The sequence below is a fragment of the Putridiphycobacter roseus genome (assembly GCF_003234935.1).
Classification (GTDB): domain Bacteria; phylum Bacteroidota; class Bacteroidia; order Flavobacteriales_D; family Crocinitomicaceae; genus Putridiphycobacter; species Putridiphycobacter roseus.
This window is the reverse complement of record NZ_QKSB01000007.1, coordinates 47862-72945: the sequence shown is the minus strand read 5'-3', so window position 1 is coordinate 72945 and position 25084 is coordinate 47862. Positions and strand designations below refer to the sequence as shown.

Sequence of the window (25084 nt, the reverse complement as noted above, 5' to 3'; positions counted from 1 at the left end):
AAATATAAGTCATAAATTTACCCCCCACAACCCACTTTAAAACAGTCCATTTCAATAAATACATTAACTTAGTATCAGCAATTGAACAAACGACTATGAAAAATATAGCTGCTTCATTTTTAGTCCTTTTATTCGTGTTTCAGTCTTATGCCCAAGAAAAGCGGGTGTATTTAAACTTTTTTACGGGCGTGGCTTCATTTAAAACTGACATTACACCAGTAATGGGTGATGGATTTAAATCAACTGATTTATATTCATTGGCACCTTCTGGTATTGGTGTTGGGGTGGAAGTGCTAAAAAACACTTTTATAAATGCCCATTTTGGAACACATAGACTTTATAACGATTATTTGCGCGCTTCTAATGATAATGGGGGTTACGCAACATGGAATACCCCTGCTACTGCCAGAAATTTTGGACTTAAATTAAAATACCAATTTAATTTACCAAAGTCATTTAAAATTACACCCTTTGTTGGTTATTCTGTGAGTTATATAAGTCAGCCCGCAGTTGGATATTCTCCGTATAGACAAAGGGGAGGATCAACAAGTTCAGGCAGTATAAATGGCGTTCCTATAGCAACGGTAAGGGATTCTATATTTTCTTCTACCGAGTTTATTTCAAATACATTTTCAGGGCTTTCTGCTGGTGGTGAATTGGCTTATGAATTTAAGAATAAGCTATCCCTCTACCTTTCCTATTCCTTATTTTACAGTACTAAATACTATGCCGTGCAATATGGCGAATACCACAGCACAGCTTATCCTACTCAAAAAGCTTATACCTCTTTTGGAAAAAGTGGCTATTTTTATCAGATTGGAATTAGGTATTTAATGGCCAATTTCTAAGCTTATAAACTCCTTTATTTTTTATTTTTCCGCTGGAGTTGCAAATCGTAAGTAAAGCCCATAAAATAACTAAAATCTTGGGCTGTTATGGCAGACTCATGCAGTATTGCGCTTTCGTATATTTTTGATTCTGGTCTAAAAACGCCCTCAACCACCATATCAAAATAACGGTTATTTTTACCCATTAACCCCAGTTTAGCCCCAGTAATAAAGTTTAGCCCCTTGAGTAATTCCGCAGTGACAAATAGTTCGGGTACAATGGTGGTGCTACCCCCGCTTGCATTAATATTTAAATTATATGAGTAATTGAATTCAGTCCAAGTAGAATCTCCTGAAAAATAAGTGGCTTTACTACTTTGTCCAGTACTTATTCTACCTGAAAAGTTTGGTGTAGAAACATAAGCATCATAAATATTAAGGTTTAAGCCAAGACCAATTCTTTCAGTCAAATCATAGGCAAATTGAAAACGTAAGTTAGCTTTGTTCACCTGTATATTTAAAAAATGGGCATCTAAACTTTCTCTATGTTCATACCCATATTGATCATAATAAACATCTATAACTGCTATATCAGCTGTGTAATGATCAAAACGGCTGCCAATACCTACACCCCAGCTTATTTTGTTGTCAAATTTACGTCGGTACATTAAACCAAACTCTCCCGCCCTCAACTTTGCATAATTTGCAAGTACATTTGGACCCGAAGTTAACCCAAATTCAGTATTTGGGTCTTGAAACATATTTATCACTGGGTTTCCGTAAAATTGTAAATAGCGTTTTTTTTGTGAAAAACCATGGAATGAAATCAATCCTACAAAACACAGAATACTAAAATTTTTAAACATATTCCTAAATATAAATTTGTGTGATGAAGATATAAAATAAAATGTTCTAGCACATTCAATTTTAACTATTTATTACCACCACACCAAAAACATTTCCTCAAAACCAGCTTCGGTTTTTACCCAAAGTAAAGGGGCTTGTTTTTCTGCTATGCTTTTTGTTAAGTCGGCTTTAATGGCTTCGAAAGTTGACCAATTTGAATTTGTTTTAGGTGCTATGCCCCAAAGCTTTTTTACTGGAATGTGGTATTGTATATTACTGTGATTTGCTTTTAAAAATTCGCCATAAGGCAGGTAATAACCCTTGACAGCCCCTTGAAATTTGGGTTCAATTGCGCCTTTAAAACCCATGGGTAAAAATAAATTAGCCATAAAGCAAAGGGCTTGTTGTATTTCAGTTATCACCATTTTTTGCAAGTATGGTACAGTTGCTTTGTGGTACAGTATTGGAAACTGCTTTTCCCGCATCTTGGTAATTTTTTCTACAAAGGAATCATTCCTATTCGGTCCAATCCAACAGTGGCTTTGCGCATTAGAAAGACTGGGATCTAAGAGGTAAAATTTGTAGGCCACCTCAACATGGATAAGCTTATTTTTTTCTAAGTCTTTAACAATGAAATCCAGCTCGCCCAAAGTCCTTTTTTGGTCAATGATTTGTAGGTTTTCATATAAGATTTCAAAATTACTGGCCGCTTGGATAAAATGAGCAAAAACTTTTTCAATAATATGTCCGAGCCTTAAATTAGTGGGCAAGACTATTTCACTTGAATTTTCAATTTTTAAGGCCGTCAAATCAAAGGAATCAACTTTTTCAATGTCTACCTCCAAGGTTGCTGTGTCTAGTACTGACTGTACCCTATATTTATCCATTTCAATCACCTGTAAAAAGCAAATTTTAATTGTATACTCTCTGATTGCTGCTCTTCTTCATGGTCTAAATTACTGATGGTAATACCCAGTAACCTGACCGATTTTTTAATTTCTTCTTGGTAAAGTAGTTCTTCAATGATGGGAAAAAAATCAGCCTTTAACTGGAGGAAATGGTTTACAGTTTTACTCCTGGTTTGGGTAGTAAAATCACTAAATTTTATCTTAACCGTGACGGTTTTACCTTTGTTTTTACTTTTAATTAAACGTTTTTCAAGCTCAATACCAATGTCATTTAACTTCTCCAACATAAAGCTTTCACTGGTAATATTTTGTTCAAATGTCCTTTCGGCTCCCACTGACTTTCGTACCCTATCGGGTTTCACCGTGCTGTGTTGAATTCCCCGGACAATATTATAAAAATGCGCCCCTGACTTACCAAAATTTTGGTTTAAAAAAGGCAGGGTATGTTGCTTTAAATCTCGACCGTTAAAAATACCCCAAGCATTCATTTTTTTGGCGGTGGCTTCTCCCACCCCAAAGAATTTTCTAATGGGTAATTTTTCTAAAAAGTCCAGTACTTGTGAAGGATGAATGGTCTTTTGTCCGTTTGGCTTATTGATATCCGAAGCAATTTTAGCCGTAAACTTATTGATAGAAATACCAGCTGAAGCGGTGAGACCGGTCCGTTCAAATATTTTAGCCCTAATTTCTTTGGCAATGTCATTGGCCGACTCCATGTTTTTTTTGTTGACCGTAACGTCAATAAAAGCCTCGTCCAACGAAAGCGGTTCTACCAAGTCAGAGTACTCTAAAAATACTGCTCTAATTTGTTGAGAAACTTCTTTGTAACGTTCAAAGCGTGGTTTGACAAAAATGAGTTCAGCGCATTTTTTTTTAGCCAATACACTCGACATGGCAGAGCGTACCCCAAATTTTCTAGCTTCGTAACTGGCGGCAGCCACAACACCACGTTGCTCGCTGCCACCAACTGCTATTGGTTTTCCTCTCAGGCTTTCATCATCCAATTGCTCCACCGACGCATAAAATGCATCCATGTCCACATGAATTATTTTTTTGAAGGGCCCTTGAAGCTCCATGTAGTTAAATTACTTTTTTGTACAAGTTGCATTTGGGTCCTGACAACATCCAGGCAATTCACTAAATGCTGCTGAATTTCTTTCCATCTCATTGGCGTGATAACCTAAATTGGTCACTGCTTCTTTGATGATTTTTTCGCTGGTTTTTTTTGTTTTGTACTTAACCGTGATGAAGTTTGATTCCAAATCTAATTCAGCAAACTTAACCCCTTTGGTATAGTTCAATTCATTTTCTATACGCTCCTTACAATCGCCACAAAGGGCACTTGTTTTAATCGTTATCGTTGTTGTTGATTGTGTAAATCCTGTGCTTAAAAAAGCCACAAAAGCTAATAATAGTAAATTTCTCATTGTTTTTTATGTTTAATTGTATAATGTAATCCGATATAAATATTTGTGCCTGTAATTGGCGCCCACAGTTGGGTTGCATCAAAATACGAACCAAAGGGATCATCTGGCGAAATGATGGCATTATTTTGCGTGTAATTTAAAATGTTTTCAGCACCCAAATAAAAACTGATTTTTGGTCGCTTATAAGTAATTTGACTGTTTAACAACCAAAACTGTTTTGAGGTAGTTGCTCTTTGGTCTTCAACAGGATTACTAGCGGTGCTAGGAAGTCTTTTAATGCCCATCCAATTTCCTGTGAGGTCATACTCCCATTTTTTATTTCGCGTGTGATAGCCTACGTTAAATAAAGCCCTAAATTTTGGAGTAAATGCTTTTTGTTGCAATTCCCCATTAAACTCAGCTTTGACATCATAATACTTAAAAGCTCCTCTCAATTCTAAAGTCTCGTGTGGCTTAATGGACAATTCTGCTTGAAAACTGTTAGAGTAGGAAGTTCCACTGGCATTGTAAAAATGAATTTCATTACTGGCCATGTCCAAATCAGTTACTACTTGATTATTAAATGTAGTGTAAAAATAATCGAGCGTTAAAGTAGATACCCTTTCTTTAAAAATAAACTTTTGGGTATAGGTCAAACCAGCATTAATCGCATCTTCTGGTGCCAAGTCATTTGCCACATACCAAGTTCTGCTACTCGCCATTAAACTGCTATAATCGGCATATGGATTTGCCACACGGTACCCTCTACCCGCACTTAAACGCAAGGCATTTTGTTTACTCATGTTCCACTTTGCATGCAGTCGAGGAGAGAAAAACGGACCATATAAATTATGATAATCGCCCCTTAAGCCTGCCACCAAAGTAAATTCCTCCAAATAGTGATAAGTATATTCAAAAAATGCTCCTGGAACAATCTCGGTCTTTAAAAAACTAGAGTCATTATAGCTTTGCACATAATCGTCTAACACAAAACTTAAGCCTGTACTAAAGTTGTGGTTTGTGTTTTGAATAATGTCGCTATAAATGGTGTTGATATAAAGCTTCTTTTGTGTCCCTTCATAAGTTTTATTTCCAAAATTATTTTGCAAGTGATGGTATTTAGCTTGCACCACCGTACCTAAACTTGAAGTATTGCTATTTTTAAAAAAGAATCCATTTTTAGCAAATACTTCTAAGTGCTCTGTATTTAAATCCATTCCGTACTTCAAATTATCTGAACTATTAGGTTGATAACCAATTTGACCACCTTGTTTATTAACAATAACTCCTCTAATCCCTAATTTTGACTCCAAATATTCTCCTCTTCTTTCCCAACGGTTCATAAATGCGCCTGAAAATCCAACTGGAATATCTCTGAATCCATCTTTGTTGTCGTCGACTTCTAAAAAATTGTTGGACAAGTGTAAAAAACTCATGGTCTTCCAATTTTTTAATTTTTGAACACCATGTATGTTTAGCTCTGCCCTACCAAATCGATTGGCATAAGTGTTAATGTATAATTTCTCATCATTCGCGGGTTCTTTTAATTGTAAATTGATCATTCCAGCAATGGATTCATACCCATTGATGACTGAACCTGTTCCCTTGGTCACTTGAATAGATTCAATCCAAGTACCAGGCATTAAACCTAGTCCGTATGAAGAGGACAGTCCCCTCACCAATGGAATATTTTCAAACTGAATTTGAGAATAAACACCATCCAAACCTAACATTTGAATTTTTTTTGCTCCAGAAACGGCATCTGTTAAATTAACATCCACCGAAGCATTGGTTTCAAAAGCTTCCGATAAATTACAGCAAGCTGCCTTTCTCAATTCCCCTTGTCCAATCAATTCAGTATGTCTTGCACTAAATAAATCTATACTCTTGCCATCATTTTTTCCTTTTACAACCACAGTCGAAAGTGTATCGGCTGCTACCAATTCAATCATTAAATTTTCACTGGCTTGGTGGAGTATTTTTGTAAAAGTCGCAAATCCAATATGTTCTACAATTAAGGTATCGGGAAAACGATTGATTTCTGCCTTAAATTCTCCCTCGACATTGGTTTTTGCGTAATTCTTTTTTTGATTCCACTTGACGATTACGCCGGGAATACTTTCTTTATTTTGGTCAATAATTTTTCCAGTAACATTTTGTGCTTTAGCTTGTACCGAACAAATGATGAGACCAAATAATAGGATTATTTTCATGATTTTTATTTTAATTTATACTTCAATTTTAAAAATTAAAGCATAAATCAAATGATCCATGATTGTTTAAATTCGGGTGAGTAAGTGGTTACCTTGATGATTAAATTAGACGCTTGTAAACCAATATAATTATTTGATTTATATACTGAAAGTGTATGGAATACACTAAAGTGTCTTTGTGGTAAATTTAATGAAGGAACAGTAAGTAGCGTTCTTGACGAAATGCTGGACACTTCTTTAATTCTAATATCAACCATATTTTGGACACAGCATGCCGCATGACAAGGTTGATTATTTTTTTTAGATTCTTTTTGACAACAGCTGTGATTTTCTATATTTTTAGCCTTACAAGTATGTCCATCAAAACTTACCCCAACTGCAGAAGTTAAGGTAATAAAGAGAAAAAATATGTTGACTAAAAAATTCATTTACGCTACAAAATTAAGCAATTTTTTACTTTTACTTGAAATTAGTTTATGTGTATTGTTGAAAACCTAGTATTTTTGTACAAATAAATAATTCACACACCATGCAAGTTCCAATTACACTTTACGCAGAAATGACACCTAACCCAGCAACCATGAAATTTGTTTCCAACAAACACTTGGTATTGTCTGACCAAAACATAGTTTTTAATTCCATGGACGAAGCAAAGGGATATTCTCCTTTAGCAGAAGCTTTGTTTAACTTTCCCTTTGTGGATGGCGTTTTTATGGCATCTAATTTTGTAACAGTTACAAAAACGGATAACATTGATTGGGATTTTATTGTAATGGAATTAAGAGAGTTTATTAGAGAATGGTTAGCCAATGGTAAAGAAGCAATTATTAGAATTCCTGCGCCAGGTGCACCTAAAGCTGCTGAAAAACCTGCAACAGCTGCAGTAAACTTAAATGAAACACCAGCAGATCAACCAGCATCTTTTGAAAAATCAGATTTAGATGAACCTATTATCGCTTTATTAAACGAATATGTTCGTCCAGCTGTTGAAAATGACGGTGGTGCAATCGATTTTATCGGTTTTAACGACGGTAAAGTATACGTCATGTTAAAAGGTTCATGTGCTGGATGTCCATCCTCTACACAAACCTTAAAAGGCGGAATAGAAACTTTATTAAAAAGTAATTTAGAAGAAGTAACCGAAGTAGTGGCTTACTCTTAAATTAAATTTAAAGAATTCATCAATTCATCTTTATAAAAACCTCCTATTGGAATACGTTTATTTTCGTTTTCTAATAGTAGGTTTGGATATTCTATAGCTACTATTTTATCTATTCTTACAATGTAAGAACGGTGTACTCTAATAAATTGATCAGAAGGTAATTTTGAAGCCAAATCTTTCATACTCGTATGCACGGTATAACGATTATCAATCGTGTTTAAAGCAACATAATCTTTCAGAGCTTCAATATAAAATATATCTGAATTTTTTATTTTTACCAGTTTACTTTTTGATTTAACAAAGATAAATTCAGAAGAAGGTTCTTTATTTTCAATCAAAGAATAAAACAAATCTCTTTCTTCTTTTACTTGCTTTTCCTTAGAAAACTTATACAAAGCCATTTCAATAGTAGTATGTAAATCTACATCCTTAAATGGCTTAATAATATAACCATGTGGTTCTGTAATTTTAGCTTTTTCTAAAGTAGATTTATCCGCATATGCTGTCAAATAAATGATTGGAATGTCTTTTTCAGCCCTAATTTTTTCTACTGTTTCAATGCCATTCATTTCCCCTTTTAACATAATATCCATTAAAATGATATCAGGATTTAAGGTTATTGCTAATTCATAGGCTTTTTCTCCAGATGCTGCTGCACCAATAATAGAATAACCTAATTTTTTTAAGCTGTGCTGAATATCCTTAGAAACAATACTTTCGTCTTCTACAACCAAGACATTAATTTCAAGCATAGTGGTAATTTTGAGTTCATTTCAAAAGTAACAAAATTTATTGACAGGCAACTATATTATTCTAAATCTTCTTCAATTACAATAATCCTTTTCCCGTTTATTTTGACCAATTTACCATAATAAAATTCTAAATTTTCAATAGTTTCACCCATTTCATTATAGCTCAACCACTTCCCATTTTTTTGTCCTGCTTTATATTTTCCTTTTGTTTTCACTACACCTGTTTCATAATAAGTTAAGTGTTTTCCTTTTGGTTGATCTTCATCAAATTCACCAATAAATGAGAGTTTACCGTTTTTATAGTATTGTTTCCAAACCCCATTTTTCATTCCCAAGGTGTAAGCACCAGTTTCTTTAAAATCTCCTACATGATAAAACCATTCTCCCTCTCTCAACCCATTGTAATATTCTCCGCGGGTTAGCTCTTCTCCATTTTCATCATATTCAAGTAAGGTCCCTTCATATTTACCTTTTTTATAAAATTCCTGTGCTTGAATGGCACCACTTGGATAATATAATACCCAAGCTCCAGCAAATTCCCCTTCACTATATTTACCTTTTTGTTGAATTTTTCCATTGTTGTAATAGTAAATCCATTGGCCTGACTTTTTACCATTCACGTATTTTCCAACCACACTTACTTTTCCATCTGGATAATAATATTTCCAATCACCATCATAGGTACCATCATTTAAAATAATTCCCTCTGCCCTTAGGGTATCGTTTTTATACAAGTAACCATTCACTAAATTTCCTTCTATGTCATATTCTCTAAACAAACCATTTTTTTTGCCATTGGTTAATCCCCCGACTAATTTTTCATTTAAAGTATTTGGAAAATAAGTTCTATATAAATCTATTAAAACAATGTCTCTAGAATTATCTGAAATACTATCGTTAATCATGTAATTGATGGTTAAAAGACTCCCTTTTTTATCGTAAGTCTTATACAAACCATTTAATTTTCCATTTTTATAAGTGGATTCGGTGCGTAAAATACCATTGGGGTAATATTCTCTCCAAAAGCCAACTCTTTCTCCTGCTTCATTGATGGCATTAATTTTTTTATCTTCTATTAATTTACCATCTTTATAGTAAGCTTCTTTTATTAATTGGCCTGCATCATTAAAAACCTTGGTGTCTCCATTTACAACACCATCTTTTAATTGATCAATTCTAATAATATTCCCTTTGGCATTAAAATAAACGAGTTCTTGTTGTAAAGTATCGTTTTCATAAAATCTTTCTTCTATTTTAAATTGAAGGCTATCATAGATGGTAGTACAACCATTTTTTAAATCCTTTTCGTAAACAGAAGTTTGTTTTAATTTACCGGCATCATTATAAAATTTCCAAAGACCGGTACTTAAGCCTTCTTTTTTTAATCCGGTGGCGGTTAAAGTACCTTCTAAATTATATGCTTTCCATAAACTATCTGGCATACCATTTTTAAAATAGCCTTCGCTAGACTTTATTCCATTTTCATAATAAAAAACATTATAGCCGTTTGGATCTATCTTTTGTCCCATCAATTTTAAGCCACACCCTATTTCGAATAATATAATTAATAAATATTTTTTTTTAAAAAAGAATCTTTTATTACTATTATTAGGGCTGTTGATAAGTGTAAAAATCATTGTGTTTTTTGTAGGATTTTAAATATATTGAGTTTTATACAGTTTTATTCACATCAACATTACCCATTTTTATTGGTTTTAGCTATGTTATTAACAAATTTACTATTTTTAAATTGTTAATTAAATATTTTTTTCTCTCCAGTTTTATCTGTGTATAAGTGACATCTAAAAAGGCGAGTTATAAACAACGTTTATTGGATTTTTTTTACAAGCCAAAATAGAACGTTATAAACCTAATTTAAATTGCTGTTTTTTTCACATCTTTTCCTTATTTAATTAACACTTTATTAAAAATATAACGATCTTAGTAAAGGTTTAGTATTTAAAACAATAGTATACTTATGTTGGAGTTATGCAAAGTTATTAACAATTGCTCTCACACTTATTTATGTAGTATATGAAGTCATTTTTTAAATAACCATTACCTTTGTATCTCAAGCAACAATTATGACAAATATAATTCCAATAGGTAACGACCATGCAGGTTATGAGTTAAAAGTTTTTCTAAGTGATTATTTAACTAAAAAAGGATATTCTATACAAAATTTTGGCTGTGATTCAACTGAGAGTATTGACTATCCTGATTATGGTCATAAAGTCGCTAAATTTATTACAGAAAATACGGATGCCAAAGGAATTGTTATATGTGGAAGTGGTAATGGTATAAATATGACAGTGAATAAACACCAAGGTGTTCGATCTGCTTTATGTTGGACGGTAGAAATTGCTAAATTGGCAAGACAACATAATGATGCTAATATAATAGCATTACCTGCACGTTTTATCAGTAAGGAATTAGCAGTAGAAATGGTAGATGCTTTTTTTAATACCGAATTTGAGGGTGGTAGACACCAAAAAAGGGTAGATAAAATAGCTTTGACTTAATCTAAAGTGGCTATAAATTTATATAAGTCTTCTTTAAATGTTATGTAGTGTTCGCCAGTTGCTGGGCCACTAAATCCTGTGTGTATTTTTTGAACGTTTCCTTTTGAATCTATTATGATTAAGGTAGGAAATGAAATTATTTGGTTAAGCATTGGAAAAGCTTTTGTTGCTTCCCCTTTATTGGCATCACCACCTAATAAAATATCATATGGAATAGCAATGGATTCTTTGAATCTTTCCAATCGTTTTAATTTTTCCTCCTCTGTTTTTTCTATTTCGAAACCTATGCCATAAATTTGAATTTTATCTTGGAATTCTTGGTTTAATTCTAACAATAGGTTTGTTTCGTCTAAGCAATTCGGACACCAACTTCCAAATATTTGGATCAATGTAATTTTATCTGTTGGGTCTTCATTGGAATAATTCACCATTTTACCTGCAGTATTTTTTAAAGAAAAGGATATCGGTGCTTTATTGGTGATATAGGTTAAACTATCTGCGTTTCTTAAAGTGGCATTTTCATTTTTAAAAGCCCGCCATTCTGTTTTATAATGGTTACCTGAATAAAATTCACCTATTAATGTATCGTTTTTTAATTTTGCCGTAAATAAAAAGGCATGTGAGCCATCAAAACAAGATAGCTTTAAAGTTTGTTTTTCTACATCACCTTGTAAGTATCTATAGTCTCCAGTTTCAGATAAAAATGTTCCTCTTAATTGGTTATCTTCTAATTTAAATTCACCAATTAATTTGGTCGGTTTATCATAGTTAAATGTAGCCTCCCAACGACCAACATATTTATTAAGGTCTTTATTTATTTTTGTTTTTTTAGTCTTACTTACCCCGTAAAATGGAATTTTGTAATTTTTGCTTTTAGCATAGTTTACCCAATAACCAGTTAATTTTTTGTCGGTTATTTGGTGGAATATTAAGGAAGATTCATAATGGTTAAAGGAAACAATTACACTATCACCTTGCGAAATAACATGATTTAATTTTATTTTTTCGGCGGCATTATTTATGGTAAATACATTATTATCAATGTTTAAATCGACGGGTAAATAATGATTTTTTTTCAATTGAAAATAAACTTTGTATGATTTAGCTTGTATTTGAGTAGGTAAAATTATACAAATGGTGAGGGCAATTATAAAAAATATGTTTTTCATTTAAGGGCTTATTCTTTTATATAGACTGCACAAAATAGATTATTTAAATAATTAATGCAACTTTTAATCTTACATTTAAGTCTTAATATTGAATTGGTAAAATGACGGACAAAAAACTTATAAAAAATTGTACGGAAGGAGATTTACTGGCTCAAAAAGCGTTCTATGAAAAATTTGCTGGAAAAATGTTAGGAGTTGCTATGCGTTATATGAATGGAACGGACGAAGCACATGATGTATTGCAAGATGGTTTTATTAAGGTTTTTAAAAACTTGCCCTTGTATAAAAATAAAGGATCACTGGAAGGTTGGGTCAGACGTATTATGGTGAATACTGCGTTAGATCAAATTAGAAAGAATAAAAAGTTTATGGACCATGTAGAAGTGGATAACGTAGCTTATTTATTAGAGAGTAGTTCATTTATTCATGAGTCGCTTGAAGCGGAAGATCTGCTAAAAATTATTAATAAACTTCCAGTTGGTTATAGAGTAGTTTTCAATTTATTTGCCATTGAAGGATACTCGCATAAAGAAATAGCAGAGCAGTTAAATATTACTGAAAGTACATCAAAATCGCAATATTCTAGGGCAAGAAAAATATTGAGATCAATTTTAATAGAAAACGAATACATTGAAGAAGGTGAAAGATAAAGGGAGTATAGAAGAATTATTCAAAAGTAAATTTGAGCACTTTGAACCCAAAGTAGATGCAGGTTTATGGACGAATATTGCGGGTGGAATTAAGCCTATAGCTTCAGTAGGGAAAACGGGTGTTTCTTGGATTGCTAAAACTTTAATTATAGGAACTGCAACAGCAGGTATTGCGCTTGGAACATGGATTTATACAAAAGAAGACGGTTTTTACGCGCAGAATTCCCAAGAGAATGCGACCATAAATGGGGACAATTCCATCTTAGAAAATGATTTATCAATCTCTAATATTATTCAAATTGAAACGAAAAATGATCCAATAATTACCGCACACCAATCTGATATTGAAGAGGAATTAAATAAAAATAGAGATAGTTTTTCATCTGCGGTTAAAAAGATGGATTTAAACACGGTCGCTATTGCTAAAGCAGGACCAGATAAACAGGTTAAGGTTACCCCTATTCATGTGGAACATAAGAATGGTGTTGTGGTTAAAAATAATCCTACTACTGTAGTTGGTGAACCTAGTATAAGACCTTTGGAAACTAGTAAAGAAGACTTAAGTAATACCCAGGATCAAAAAATTGTATTTGATGGATTTAATGTACAAGTAAATCAACAAGATTATTTAACGGTAAATTGTACAGTGGATGCAAAGGATGCAGACAGTGTGGTTTGGAATTTTGATGATGGAAGTAAAGAAACCAGTAATATTGCTGTACATACTTACCATTATGAAGGTACTTATGATGTGGTTATGCAAATTTATAAACAAGGGAATGCCATTCAAAAAAATCAGTTAATAGCCATTGCCGCTAGTTCAAGTATTGCAGAAATTCCAAATGTAATTACACCGAATAATGATGGGGCAAATGATGAATTTTTAATTCATTCAGAAAACTTAAAGTCCTTTTATATTGTGATACAGACCCAAAAAGGAGAAAAATTATTTGAATCAAATGACCCTAATTTTAAATGGGCTGGTTATGCTTTAAATGGAGAGAAAGTAAATGAAGGGATTTATTTTTACCAAATTAATGCTACTGGTGAAGAAGGAAAAAAATATAGAATTCCTGGACAGTTATATATTAAGTAATTTAAATTTTAAACTGTAGGGTAACAAAGTAATTTCTGGGTTGTGCAGGTATTATGCCCGGACCAGGATAAGCAGTGGCTCTTCTTGTAAAGTATTTTTCATTTAGAAAATTATTGATACCTGTTTCTATTTGAAATCGTTTGTAGCTATACTTAAAGGAAAGGTCATGTATTTGATAAGCTGGAATAATTCCATTTACCGCATTGGCTTGACTGAGGGAATTTGTAGCATCAGAAAATTGCGCAGCCGTATAACTGTATTGGTAACTCGCTGTAAATTTATGGTGGGTAAATGTAAGTCCGGTTTTTAAGTTAATTGGGGGTACTAATTCCACTTTTTTATTTTCAAAAGCAGCCTGTTCTGATTGGTAATATATTGCATTGACATAGGATGCATTGACAAAAACATTAAGGTCGATTGCAGGGTCATTTTTGATGAATAAATCATATAAATCTGCTTCAACCACTGCTTCAATTCCTTTTGTAATAGATTTGGATATATTGGTTCTGTATTGATAGGTGGTAAATAATACGCTATCTACTTGAATGGTGGTGCCAATTCTATTGTTGTATAATAACACAAATGCTGAAATATCGTAGTTGATTTTATGCTGTATATTTCCTTTAACACCTATATCAAAATTAAAACCCTTTTCGTCTTGCAAATTTGGATCGATTTTAAAGTTAGGATTCACAATTTGCATATCGGTAAAATTGATACTTCTATAGTTTTGAGAAAAATTGGTGTACAGTTCAAGAGAATCGCTAAAATGGTAATTTAAGCCTAAACCACCAATCACAAAAGAACGTTCATTGTCTTTTGCTACTTGATAAAGAGAATCAAATATTATATTACCAGCTAGGTCTTCTATTTGTTCTCTATACACCCCATCTGCAGTTGTATTAATATATTCAAACCTTAGGCCTGGGGTAATGCTAAAACGAGGTGTTAAGTTAAAAATATGTTCAGAGAAAATGGCTAAATTTTGACTGGGAAATGTATATAAAGAACCATCAACAGTTGCTGGATTTAAAAACGAAAAATCAGCTTGATCACCGGCTGAGGTGAGACCTTGTTGGCTTTCATTATAACCTTGATAAAGTCTAAACCCAAATAAATATGCCCAGGTCATTTTTTTAACATCATATATTTTTAAAAATCGTGTTTCGTTGCCAAAGTTTTTAAATTGACCAGCAATTAAATCACGGGATTCATTTGGGTCTATTCTATTAATTTGGCCTAAATAACCTGTTGAGTTTCTTGTCGCTAATAATCCAAAGAATCGACTATTTATTCTAGTTCTTGCGTCAAATTCATAATCAAAATTAAAGGCTGCAAGGTTCCAGTCTACTTCAAACCAATTGCGTTTTCTATTAACAATACTTGGATCGTTTTCAAATTGAAAGTCTGTTAAGCCACCTGGTTGCATAGCTATATAATACATTTTTGTAAGACCTATTGAAATTTTCATTTTTTCGGATAGGTGTTTTTCAATTTTTAAACCAGCATTGTGGACTTTAAAACTGGAATAAGCTTTCCAATCGTCACCAAATTTATATTGGTAATAAGCATAATAATTCCAGGTGTTTTTACTACCACCTACACTTACAAAACTACTATTTAAGCCAAAGGATCCTAGCGTGTGTCTGGCTGTCACCTCTAAAGGTTTATTTTCATTTCCCTTTTTAAGAACAAAGTTTAATAGGCCTCCAAATTGTGTTCCAAATTGCAAAGAAGCAGCCCCCCTTATCAATTGTATTTCTTTTACTGCTTCACTGGGTGGTGTATAATAACTTTCTGGGTATCCTAATGCATCTGCACTAATGTCGTAACCATCTTGACGGGTATTAAAATTAGAGGTTCTAGTCGGGCTTAATCCTCTTCCACCAATGCCTAATTGAATGCCCGCACCATCACTTTCCCAAATATTTAATCCTGGTATTCTAGCATATATTTGTCGACCTATATTTGCCGATTTATTACCAGTAATTTTATTCATATTGATGACTTCGCTCTTTTTACCTTTACTTAAAAGTACCCCTTCAATGGCGCGTAATTTTCGGATAGCACTGGTATTTTCTCCACCATCTACTGTGACAAGTTTTAAATAATTTTTGCTTGGATTTAATGTAAAATTAAATTGTTGTGCTGTTGTATTAAATTTTACACGTTTAAGTAAGGTGTCGTATCCGTTTGCGATAATGGTAAATGAAATATTTCCTTGTTCTATTTTATTAATAGTAAAACTTCCATTTAAATCGGAAATAAAATAGCGACTGGTACCAGTAATATTTATATGTGCAAATGGCACTGCTTTTTGGGTAATGCTGTCTGTTATTTTACCAAATAATTGTCCCTCATTTTGCCCATAAGTACAAGTGATGTGTGCTAAAAACAGAAAGAATAGTAGTATTTTATTCATATTCTTTTATCCATTTTTTGTGTTGATATCCTCTTTTAATGGATCCCAAATCAATGGTTGGGTCTATAAAAGTTTGACTGCCTTTGTTAAATAAAGAGACTTGTACATTCGCATTAATAATCGGTTCCTTTATTGAAAAAGTCTTGCCGTTTTCTTCAATAATTGTGTCTTTGTAAATTGACTTTAAATAATGGGCGTACTCTAAAATCATATCTGGTTGGGTTGCCATCATTTTTTCTTGAAATGGCGTTAAATAGTCTGCGTTATTTACAATTAATTTTCCTTTACTATCTTTCGTTTTAATGGAGAATTCTGTGTAACCTACCTTTTCTATCAACATCACACGCCAACTAAACCTAAATCCTTGCTCTGTCCAAAATAGATTACCAGGATACATTAAATAGCTAAAGGGCAAAATTAATTGAATTGCAACGTAAACCATAATAAATGTTGTGATAAGTGAATTTGACTTTATGGTTGGTTTAGCTTCCTGATGTAGCGGCGGCTCTTTTTTAATGAGGTGATAAAAGGCTGTGATTAGACGAATGTGAAAGTTTGCTGAAAAAAAGATGAGTGTACTGCCTATCATAACAAATGGAAAAACACCAATTGGAAACATCATGGCAGTTAATACATGAAAAATTACTACCAACAAATAAGCCCATTTACGGGTGCGTTTAATGAGTAATAAAAAAGGAATGCAAAGATCGTATGCGGCACCAAACCAAGAAAATAGATAGGCCGTTGCTTTATAACCCATAAAATTTCCAATTAAGGGTAAGTCGGTTTGGTGTTTTAACCAATTATTTAAGGGTTCTGCTTCTACGATCCAATAGTAATTTAGTTTTGCTATACCAGCAAAAAAGTAAACGGCCCCTAACTGAAACTGAAGGATAGCAATGGTCCAAAATGGTATTTCCCTTTGTTCCTTCACTCTTTTATAATACACGTCTAAAGAGAAATAGGCATTGGCAGGCAAAAAGAGCATTAAAAAGGATACCAAACTGACAAAATAGTAATGGTTAAGGTAGGTTGTTTTATCTAGTAATTCTATATAAGTAAAGCAAAGAAAAAACAGGAGGATACTTAAGCGATACCGATACCCGAGTAGTATACCTAATGCACTAATTATTAAAAGAAAAAAAACGAGATACATGCCAGTAGCTCCGAATGGTTTTATCCATTCAAAACCATAGTAGGTAAAATGAAATTTTGGTTGAATATATAGGGTATCGACCCAGCCTTTACTTAAAAATCGGAAGGAACTATATAATGTCATCAATCCAAAAATCACCCTAAAAACGGCAAGTGGAGCTGCCGAAGTAGGACGAAATAAAAAGGCATTGATTTTGTGCATGAACCTTTTTTAATCTCCGTCGTTGTCTTGGTAAGTAATTAAAATTCCCAATGCTGAGGTAAGATCTACCTTAATGAGTGGCACTAATTTTTGCATATCTTGATACATGTCATCCAGACTTGTTTTTTGATTTGCAATAGCTTCTGCCATATTGCTATTCATGTAATTATTAGCATGGTCTTTGATAATTTCTAACTGTGCTGAAAGACTTGTAGAAAGGTTTTCATTGCCATTTTTAGCTGCCACAAAATTCATGTAATCGTCTAGGCCAAGACCGTTTATTTTAGTTTCGAATGAAAGTCCGTTTATTAGACTTTCTATTGCATCTATTGCAGTATATAACATTTCAAAGGATTGACCACCATAAGCTAATTCTGCCTTTTCAGGGAGTGTGGTTTGGGAGAATCCATTGAATACGCCTAGTGGAATGCCTAATTTTCCTTTTCTTACAAATGTTTCGTAGTGCGCACTAAGCGCATTTACTAAATCACTCACTGCTGAACCTTGTGCATTATTACTGTTGTTTTCAATAAAGGTTGTTGCGTAACTGTCCCATGCTACTTTCACGGTGTTCGCATTTGAATTAAGTTCTGTGGCTAAGGTTAATAAGTATTGACTAGCATTGGCATTGTTTACAAACGTTAATACTAGGTTAGTATCCGTTTGACTTGGTTGATTTAATAAATAATCTATGGCCTGAATTCCTTTTGCAGAAAAGTTGGATGCAGCAGCCAAGTTGTAATTGTTATTGGAAATATTACTGTTTATTTGATTGGTATCGCAAGGGTATAAGTTAGATTGACTTCTTAATCCAATGTTTTCTGCAGGACCAAATTCCAAAAATGCAATACTTTGCCATGCATTTGCTGTTGCTACTAAATTATTTCTTAATTCATTTAATGCATTGATGTTATCACTATTATTAAAGTCAGCAACGGCTTGTAATAAGTTACTGGTTTTACTGTCGTAATTTGCATATGCCGGTAAAATGTATTGTGTTGTGATGTTACTCAACATAGCTTTTCTATCGAACGCTTCTGTTTCAGAATCTTCTTTTTCTTTGTTTTTATTGCAGGCGGCTGAGATACTACCTAAACCGAATAACATAAGAAGAATACTTGTTTTAACTTTATACATAATCAATGATTAAAAAAATTCCCTGGTTTACACACCAGGGAGTTTTGAATTATTATAAGGATGCTTTTACGCTTTCTAATCCTGTGCTAACGGCAATTAAATCAATAGCAGCATTAAGGTTACTGATGCTAACCACATTAAAGTCATCACCAATATAGCCCAATGCCATATCAATTTCTGTTGAACTCATTCCTTTATTAGAAATGGCATTATAGCCGTATTTTAATCCTTCTAAAAATGCAGTTGCTTCAGATAGTACGTGGTTTCTAGCCGTGTTGTTTGTAATGTAGTCTTTTGCTGAATTTAAATAGTGAATAGCGGTACCTGCTGCAACTCTTTCTAATTCGTCATTGATAATTACAACATTCGCATCTCTTGAAGTATAGTCTTTGTTTACAATTGCAGTTCTACCTGTTTTAAATGCATTGTATATTTTGGTTGCTGAACCAATTAAATCTTCTCTTCCAAATGAATATTTACCCCAAAAACGGTCGGTTCCTGCTGTTGGAAAATTGATTTCAGATGTAAAATATCCAAAGGCTTCATCCCAATGGTGCTCCATTTCTGTGTAGTTTTTTCCAGCAGTTGCATCCACTATAGTTGTATTGTCAGAATTGTTGATTCCGCCTAAATAATTTACGGTGATTTGGTTCATAAATACCGCACACATTAATCCTTTTTCTACAAATTGTGTGTATTCTTTTCCGTTTCCGCCCATTAAATAGGGACCTTTTGAACCGTCATTTGGCCAAACTCCACTTACATTTGCCATGCCATTTTCAACAGCAGTCGTTGTCGTTGCACTAATGTTTGCGATAGAGTCAAAATAAGCCAAAAATCTGTCTTGTACTCCTGTATCAGCCGATCCTCCTGCAACAGCATAAGCTGTCTTGTTTTTTAATTGCTTAGATGAACCGGTCATTCCTAAATTGTTGACATCCGCCCAAGTAAAGTTATCGTTGGCATACATTGCTTTTAAATCATCAGCACTTACTGCTACACCTGCGGTATTTGCAGTTTTCATGTAAGCTACTAACTCACTTAACATGTCTAATCTTTCTTTTTGCCCGTCAAAGCTTACTGAACTTACACCATCTCTATTAAATGAATAAGTAGATGGAACTGCCACTGAATTGTCATAAATGCAAGATGCATCATCCTTTTTTGCTTCTTCTGAATAATTGATGGCAGAATCGTCTGTACATCCTTCTTTTCTGCAAGAAGTACTCAATGTTGCAAGGGCACCAAGGGTTAAAATTGTGGATTTAATGAACTTCATTTTATTTAGATTAATTATAAATAGCTTGTTTTTTTGGCAAATATATGCAATTAAGAATGAATATAAATAAGGTTTTAAAAAAAATTGTGCTTTATTCTGAAATCCTGATAAAAATCATATCCAACAAATAATTATTAAACACTGGCATTTAATAATTAGATGACCCAAGGGTATTCAACATTAGATAATTGTAAATACATTTGATTCATGTTGAAATGGAGTTTGTATTTTTTGTCATTGTGCCTAGTACAGAGTACGCTTAGTGCTCAGAAGTTAAAATACTACCCTACTGGCGGTAAATTTGAAGCGCCTGTGTACGTTAAACTTGTTGCTGATTCTGCTGAAAGTATCTATTATACCCTCGACGGTTCGGCACCGCATTCAGGTACCACATTATATGTCGATTCTATTTATGTTCAGGATGTTGCAGTAATTAGGGCTGTAGCTTATCAAAATGGTGTAAGGTCTAAGGTGAAAACACAGTCTTATTTTTGTGACCGTGCTTATGATTTGCCCATTATTTCAATTGTTTCTGAACCTGGAAATTTTTGGAGTTACGACAAGGGAATTTTTGAAAAAGGTTGTTGTGCAGATTCTACTATGCCTTATTACGGCGCTAATTTTTGGAAATCTTGGGAGTATGAATGTAATGTAGAACTGTATTCTAAAAAAGGAAAAAAGTGTTTTAACCAATTGGCAGGTATGAGTCTTTTTGGCGGGTACAGTAGAATGCTGCCGCAAAAATCATTGGCCATTATTGCCAGGAGTAAATATGGAAAAAAACGCTTTGAATATCCAATATTTAAGGAACGTAAAAACAAAAAGTACAAATCATTTATCATCAGAAATTCAGGAGGTGACTTTAAGCGTACCCAATTGAGAGATGCTTTTATGACCCAGTTGGCCAAACCTACTGGTGTTGCAGTTCAAGCATATGAACCAGCCATAGTTTTTATCAATGGTAGGTATTGGGGAATTCAAAATTTAAGAGAGAAAATTAGCGAACATTATTTAGCAGCTAATTTTGATGTAGATAAAGATAAGGTCGATATTTTAAGGCATAACGGCGTAAAACGACATGGGTATTCCACCCAATATAAGTTTTTATTAAAATTTTTAAGGACCCAAGATTTGACTTTAGAAACTGTAAAAGATTCTTTGGGAAAATTCATGGATTTGCACGATTACATCCGCTACAATATTTCAGAAGTATATTCCGATAATAAAGATGCTGGTGGAAATATTCGGTACTTTAAAGAGCGTAAGCCCAAAGCCAAATGGCGGTGGATTTTTTATGATTTAGACATGGGACTTTCTAATGACGATAGGACTGGTTACGCTTCTAATACACTAGGAAAATTTACGACTTTCAGTAACGAAAAATGGCCAAATCCCGGTTGGTCGACTTTTATCATTAGAACACTTTTACAGAATGAGGATTTGAAAGTACAGTACATCAATACTTTTTCTGATTATTTAAATACGTATTTCCATGCCGATACTGCACTGAGATTATGGCATAAAATGTCAAAAAAAATAGAAAATGAAATACCTTACCACCAAAAGAGATGGGGAGCCAACGTAAAAAACTGGGAAGACAATTTGGCGATAGTCGAAAAGTTTGTGCGTTTAAGACCTGAACATTTATGGCAACATTTAAAAATCAAGTTTGAACTCGATACCACTGTGCAAATTGAATTTACACATCCTGGTGATAGTGTTTGTGATGTTACATTTAATTCATTGCAATTAAAAGAATCTTATAGTGGTTTATATTTTAAAGGAATTCCACAAACCATAAAAGTCAAACCAAAACACGATTATGAATTGATTGGTTGGGAAGGCCTTGCAGAAAAAACGGAGAAGATTGTTTTTACTGCCGACCAAGCAATGCAATTAAAACCAATTATTGTTGCAAAGGATTCGAGTGAATACCGCCATCAAATTATTATCAATGAAGTTTCTTTTAATCAAGTAGATAGTGATACAACAGGAGATTGGATTGAACTGTACAATCGTTCAAATGAAAGTGTTGATTTGTACCAATGGCGAGTGACTGATCGCAGCTTTAAAAAAGGATATGTTATAGAAGAACATATTACCTTAAAACCAAATGATTTATTGGTGATAGGTTCCACTGCAGTAAATGGTTTTCAAATTACCGACTTGAATTTTGGTCTCTCTAAAAAAGGAGAACAAATAAAAGTTTATGATGCCAATGGCTTTTTGGTGGATGTGATGAAATATAACAATGAATTTGCAGTAATCGATTCTAGTTTCAGTCTTGCATTAATCCACGTCGATTCCCTAGGTTTGCGACCAGATAACTGGGTAGTTGAGGCTGTCACTCCAGGAATGGATAATAATGGTTACCTGTCCATTTTAGAGACCCTTAAATTTGAAAAGGAAGCAAAAGAACGTCAAGAAAGATGGTTGATGATTGGTGGAGTTGCTTTGACTGTTTTTGTACTGCTTTTTATTTTTATTCGACGCCGAAAAAAGAAAGTGGTTGTGGAAGAGTAAGAAGAAGGTTTTTTATATAAGGCTTAATATTGGATTACTCGTTTCACTCATGATCCGTTTTAGACGGGCTAAGTCAGCATTAAAACCCCTTTACTGACGTAAAGTGTTTTTTTGTATCAAATCAATTGTTTTCACCTAAAGGCTCACCAAAAATTTTGACACAAAAAAAGCACTACTGAAAAGTAGTGCTTTTAATTTATTGAGGTCACGGACGGATTACTCGTTTCACTCATGATCCGGTTTAGACGGGCTAAGTCAGAATTAAAAACACAGTCCACTTACGTGGTCTTATTTTTTTTGCACGATTGATTGCTTTCACCTGAAGGTTCATCAATAAATAGCACAAAAAAAAACGCCTCATGTAAACATGAAGCGTTTTTAATTTATTGAGGTCACGGACGGATTACTCGTTTCACTCGTGATCCGTTTTAGACGGGCTAAGTCAGAATTAAAAACACAGTCCACTTACGTGGCCTTATTTTTTTTGCACGATTGATTGCTTTCACCTGAAGGTTCATCAATAAATAGCACAAAAAAAAACGCCTCATGTAAACATGAAGCGTTTTTAATTTATTGAGGTCACGGACGGATTACTCGTTTCACTCATGATCCGTTTTAGACGGGCTAAGTCAGAATTAAAAACACAGTCCACTTACGTGGTCTTATTTTTTTTGCACGATTGATTGCTTTCACCTGAAGGTTCATCAATAAATAGCACAAAAAAAAACGCCTCATGTAAACATGAAGCGTTTTTAATTTATTGAGGTCACGGACGGATTCGAACCGCCGTAGATGGTGTTGCAGACCACTGCCTAGCCACTCGGCCACGTGACCCTTTTTTAGGAAGGCACAAAGATAAAAAATTAATTTAAAGTGTGCAATACTTTAAAGTTTAGATTTGATGATTATTGAAACATCTCTCACAGTGCCCTGAATTGGTGGGTTTACCTTGTGAATTTTTACGGTTGATTCAATGAAAAATTTGAATTCTTCCTTAAAACGGTTAGTAATTCTTTGTCCAACGTGCTCAATTAGCTTCGAACGAATAGCCATTTCTGCTGCTACAATCTCTTTGATGCGAACATAATCTATCGTATCGACTAATTCATCTGTTTTAGCGGCAACTGAAAAGTCAGTCTCTATGGAAACATCCACTATGTATTTACCGCCCAATACGCTTTCTTCGTTCATACACCCATGGTACGAATAACATTCAATTCCGTTTACTTCTACAAAATGCATTAGTTAGCTTTTAATGATTCAACTTTATCTATTCCTTCACTCATTCTCTTCATCACAATCGTTTTTCCTAATGTTTCGCATATTTCAAACATAGATGGTCCCATTCCTTTTCCAGTGACTAATAACCTGAATCCTGGTCCTACTTTACCAAACCCGTATTCATTTTTGGCTAAGTAATTACTGAATGCTGCTTCAATATTGGCTTCGGTAAAGTCTTCTACGTTGCTCAATACTTCCGTTAATTCTAGCATGATTTCTTTGGTATCTGCTTTCCATTTTTTTTGTACCGTTTTTGCATCATACTCGCTAATCGTAGTAAAGAAATAATCACCTTCATTTAAGATATCTGCTATAAATGTAGCGCGTTCTTTCATTAAACCACATACTTTGGCTGCATATGTTGCATCATAATCGTATTGCTTTTCTGCTAAGATTGGTTTTAACATTTCTGCCAATTGCTCATTGGATAATGCGCGTAAATATTGTTGGTTAAACCATTTTGTTTTCTCTGGATCAAATCTAGCGCCAGACTTACCTACTCTTTGTAGTGTAAAGGTTTCTTCTAATTCTTTTAAGGAGAAAATTTCTTTATTGTCACCTGGGTTCCATCCTAAAAATGCCAACATATTGATGAAGGCTTCTGGTAAGTAGCCATTTTCTTTATAACCGGAGTATTTTTCTCCTTCTACAGATAACCAGTCAATTGGAAATACAGGAAAACCTAATTTATCGCCATCACGTTTACTTAATTTTCCTTTTCCGTCCGGACGAAGTATTAAAGGTAAATGTGCGAATTTTGGTCTGTCCCATCCAAATGAATCATATAAAAATACGTGTAAAGGTGCAGATGGTAACCATTCTTCTCCACGAATTACATGGCTGATTTCCATTAAATGATCATCTACTATGTTTGCTAAATGATAAGTGGGTACGCCAGTTTCCTTAACTAAAACTTTATCATCTAGATTGTTGGTGTTTACACTTACCCAACCTCTAATTTCATCTTCGAATTTAATTTCCGTGTTACGGGGCATTTTAATTCTTATCGTATAAGGTTCCTTGTTTGCTAATCGCTTTTCAACTTCTTCCTTCGATAAAGAAAGTGAGTTTTTCATGGAAGACCTTGTTGTTGCATTGTATTGCCAATTCGCAAGTCCCATGGTTTTGGCTTGCTCACGCATTGTTTCTAAATCTTCTGAAGTATCAAAAGCTAAATAAGCATGACCATTATCAATTAATTGTTGTGCGTATTGTGGATAAATGTGTTTTCTTTCTGACTGTGTATACGGTCCTTTTTCACCACCATATCCTTCTCCTTCTGTAGGTTCAATACCACACCATTTTAGTGATTCTAAAATGTATTCTTTTGCACCAGGTACAAACCTTTTTTCGTCAGTATCCTCTATCCTTAAAATAAAAGTTCCGCCATTTTTTTTAGCGAATAAATAATTGTACAAAGCGGTTCTTACGCCACCCATATGTAAAGGTCCTGTTGGACTGGGTGCAAACCTTACTCTAATTTTTTCTGACATGCTCATTTGTTTAATAAGCGACAAAGATACATATTTTAAGG

General features: G+C 33.7%; 21 protein-coding genes and 1 tRNA gene. 6 read left to right on the top strand and 16 right to left on the bottom strand.

The annotated features are described in order from the left end of the window. Nucleotides 1–95: 95 nt before the first annotated feature. Nucleotides 96–848, top strand: coding sequence for an outer membrane beta-barrel protein (locus DNU06_RS12020; protein WP_111063590.1), 753 nt, complete (start codon nt 96–98; stop codon nt 846–848). Between the two features lie 14 nt (nt 849–862). Here DNU06_RS12020 and DNU06_RS12015 read toward each other — a convergent pair whose 3' ends face one another. The 6 genes from DNU06_RS12015 to DNU06_RS11990 form a co-directional block, all read right to left on the bottom strand. Then, complete coding sequence (locus tag DNU06_RS12015) at nt 863–1588, bottom strand: hypothetical protein (RefSeq protein ID WP_146239231.1); 726 nt, start codon at nt 1586–1588, stop codon at nt 863–865. 177 nt (nt 1589–1765) lie between these two features. Continuing rightward, nucleotides 1766–2560 carry a DUF1853 family protein gene (locus tag DNU06_RS12010; protein WP_111063588.1) on the bottom strand — a complete coding sequence of 265 codons (795 nt, stop codon included), beginning with the start codon at nt 2558–2560 and terminating at the stop codon, nt 1766–1768. 5 nt (nt 2561–2565) lie between these two features. After that, nucleotides 2566–3657, bottom strand: a complete 1092-nt coding sequence (gene dinB, locus DNU06_RS12005) for a DNA polymerase IV (RefSeq protein WP_111063587.1) — start codon at nt 3655–3657, stop codon at nt 2566–2568. Between the two features lie 9 nt (nt 3658–3666). After that, on the bottom strand, nt 3667–4008 hold the full coding sequence (locus DNU06_RS12000; RefSeq protein WP_111063586.1) for a heavy-metal-associated domain-containing protein: 342 nt from the start codon (nt 4006–4008) through the stop codon (nt 3667–3669). Then, entirely contained in the window at nt 4005–6200 is a 2196-nt protein-coding gene (locus DNU06_RS11995; RefSeq protein ID WP_111063585.1) for a TonB-dependent receptor, read from the bottom strand. Before DNU06_RS11995 ends, DNU06_RS12000 begins: the two co-directional genes overlap by 4 nt. A gap of 47 nt (nt 6201–6247) precedes the next feature. Then, on the bottom strand, nt 6248–6628 hold the full coding sequence (locus DNU06_RS11990; RefSeq protein ID WP_111063584.1) for a hypothetical protein: 381 nt from the start codon (nt 6626–6628) through the stop codon (nt 6248–6250). 101 nt (nt 6629–6729) lie between these two features. Here DNU06_RS11990 and DNU06_RS11985 point away from each other — a divergent pair, with 101 nt between their 5' ends. Continuing rightward, a complete protein-coding gene (locus tag DNU06_RS11985) occupies nt 6730–7362 on the top strand; it encodes a NifU family protein (protein ID WP_111063583.1) in 633 nt (210 codons plus the stop codon). On the opposite strand, the gene DNU06_RS11980 is transcribed toward DNU06_RS11985, so the two are convergent. Continuing rightward, complete coding sequence (locus DNU06_RS11980) at nt 7359–8114, bottom strand: response regulator (protein ID WP_111063582.1); 756 nt, start codon at nt 8112–8114, stop codon at nt 7359–7361. The two genes, DNU06_RS11985 and DNU06_RS11980, sit on opposite strands and share 4 nt — an antisense overlap. Nucleotides 8115–8170: 56 nt before the next feature. Continuing rightward, on the bottom strand, nt 8171–9643 hold the full coding sequence (locus tag DNU06_RS11975) for a toxin-antitoxin system YwqK family antitoxin (RefSeq protein WP_158526885.1): 1473 nt from the start codon (nt 9641–9643) through the stop codon (nt 8171–8173). Nucleotides 9644–10198: 555 nt separating this feature from the next. On the opposite strand from DNU06_RS11975, the gene rpiB reads away from it, so the two are divergent. Further along, on the top strand, nt 10199–10636 hold the full coding sequence (gene rpiB / locus DNU06_RS11970) for a ribose 5-phosphate isomerase B (protein ID WP_111063580.1): 438 nt from the start codon (nt 10199–10201) through the stop codon (nt 10634–10636). Here the strand turns inward: rpiB and DNU06_RS11965 are convergent. Beyond that, nucleotides 10633–11805: a peroxiredoxin family protein gene (locus tag DNU06_RS11965; protein ID WP_111063579.1), complete on the bottom strand. Its 1173-nt coding sequence runs from the start codon at nt 11803–11805 to the stop codon at nt 10633–10635. The two genes, rpiB and DNU06_RS11965, sit on opposite strands and share 4 nt — an antisense overlap. Nucleotides 11806–11906: 101 nt before the next feature. Here DNU06_RS11965 and DNU06_RS11960 point away from each other — a divergent pair, with 101 nt between their 5' ends. Together DNU06_RS11960 and DNU06_RS11955 are read left to right on the top strand one after the other, a co-directional pair. After that, nucleotides 11907–12455, top strand: coding sequence for an RNA polymerase sigma factor (locus DNU06_RS11960; protein ID WP_111063578.1), 549 nt, complete (start codon nt 11907–11909; stop codon nt 12453–12455). Then, entirely contained in the window at nt 12445–13551 is a 1107-nt protein-coding gene (locus DNU06_RS11955) for a T9SS type B sorting domain-containing protein (protein WP_111063577.1), read from the top strand. Before DNU06_RS11960 ends, DNU06_RS11955 begins: the two co-directional genes overlap by 11 nt. Nucleotide 13552: 1 nt before the next feature. Here the strand turns inward: DNU06_RS11955 and DNU06_RS11950 are convergent, their stop codons facing one another. The 4 genes from DNU06_RS11950 to DNU06_RS11935 are packed head-to-tail and all read right to left on the bottom strand — an operon-like array spanning nt 13553 to nt 19746. After that, complete coding sequence (locus DNU06_RS11950; protein ID WP_111063576.1) at nt 13553–15973, bottom strand: TonB-dependent receptor domain-containing protein; 2421 nt, start codon at nt 15971–15973, stop codon at nt 13553–13555. Continuing rightward, complete coding sequence (locus DNU06_RS11945; RefSeq protein ID WP_111063575.1) at nt 15966–17330, bottom strand: HTTM domain-containing protein; 1365 nt, start codon at nt 17328–17330, stop codon at nt 15966–15968. Before DNU06_RS11945 ends, DNU06_RS11950 begins: the two co-directional genes overlap by 8 nt. 9 nt (nt 17331–17339) lie before the next feature. Next, complete coding sequence (locus DNU06_RS11940; RefSeq protein ID WP_111063574.1) at nt 17340–18467, bottom strand: imelysin family protein; 1128 nt, start codon at nt 18465–18467, stop codon at nt 17340–17342. Nucleotides 18468–18519: 52 nt separating this feature from the next. Continuing rightward, nucleotides 18520–19746 (bottom strand): DUF4856 domain-containing protein, encoded by a 1227-nt coding sequence (locus DNU06_RS11935; RefSeq protein ID WP_111063573.1) that lies wholly within the window; start codon nt 19744–19746, stop codon nt 18520–18522. A 207-nt stretch (nt 19747–19953) separates the two neighbouring features. Between DNU06_RS11935 and DNU06_RS11930 the strand changes: the two genes are divergently transcribed. Next, complete coding sequence (locus tag DNU06_RS11930) at nt 19954–22269, top strand: CotH kinase family protein (protein ID WP_111063572.1); 2316 nt, start codon at nt 19954–19956, stop codon at nt 22267–22269. A gap of 763 nt (nt 22270–23032) precedes the next feature. On the opposite strand, the gene DNU06_RS11925 is transcribed toward DNU06_RS11930, so the two are convergent. The 3 genes from DNU06_RS11925 to gltX all read right to left on the bottom strand — a co-directional run bounded on the left by DNU06_RS11925 (nt 23033) and on the right by gltX (nt 25043). Further along, nucleotides 23033–23103: transfer RNA gene (locus DNU06_RS11925), tRNA-Cys, on the bottom strand. 51 nt (nt 23104–23154) lie between these two features. Continuing rightward, nucleotides 23155–23511: a dihydroneopterin aldolase gene (gene folB, locus DNU06_RS11920; RefSeq protein WP_111063571.1), complete on the bottom strand. Its 357-nt coding sequence runs from the start codon at nt 23509–23511 to the stop codon at nt 23155–23157. After that, the gene (gene gltX, locus DNU06_RS11915) at nt 23511–25043 is read right to left on the bottom strand and encodes a glutamate--tRNA ligase (RefSeq protein ID WP_111063570.1); all 1533 of its coding nucleotides are present in this window, start codon (nt 25041–25043) and stop codon (nt 23511–23513) included. Before gltX ends, folB begins: the two co-directional genes overlap by 1 nt. Nucleotides 25044–25084: the final 41 nt, after the last annotated feature.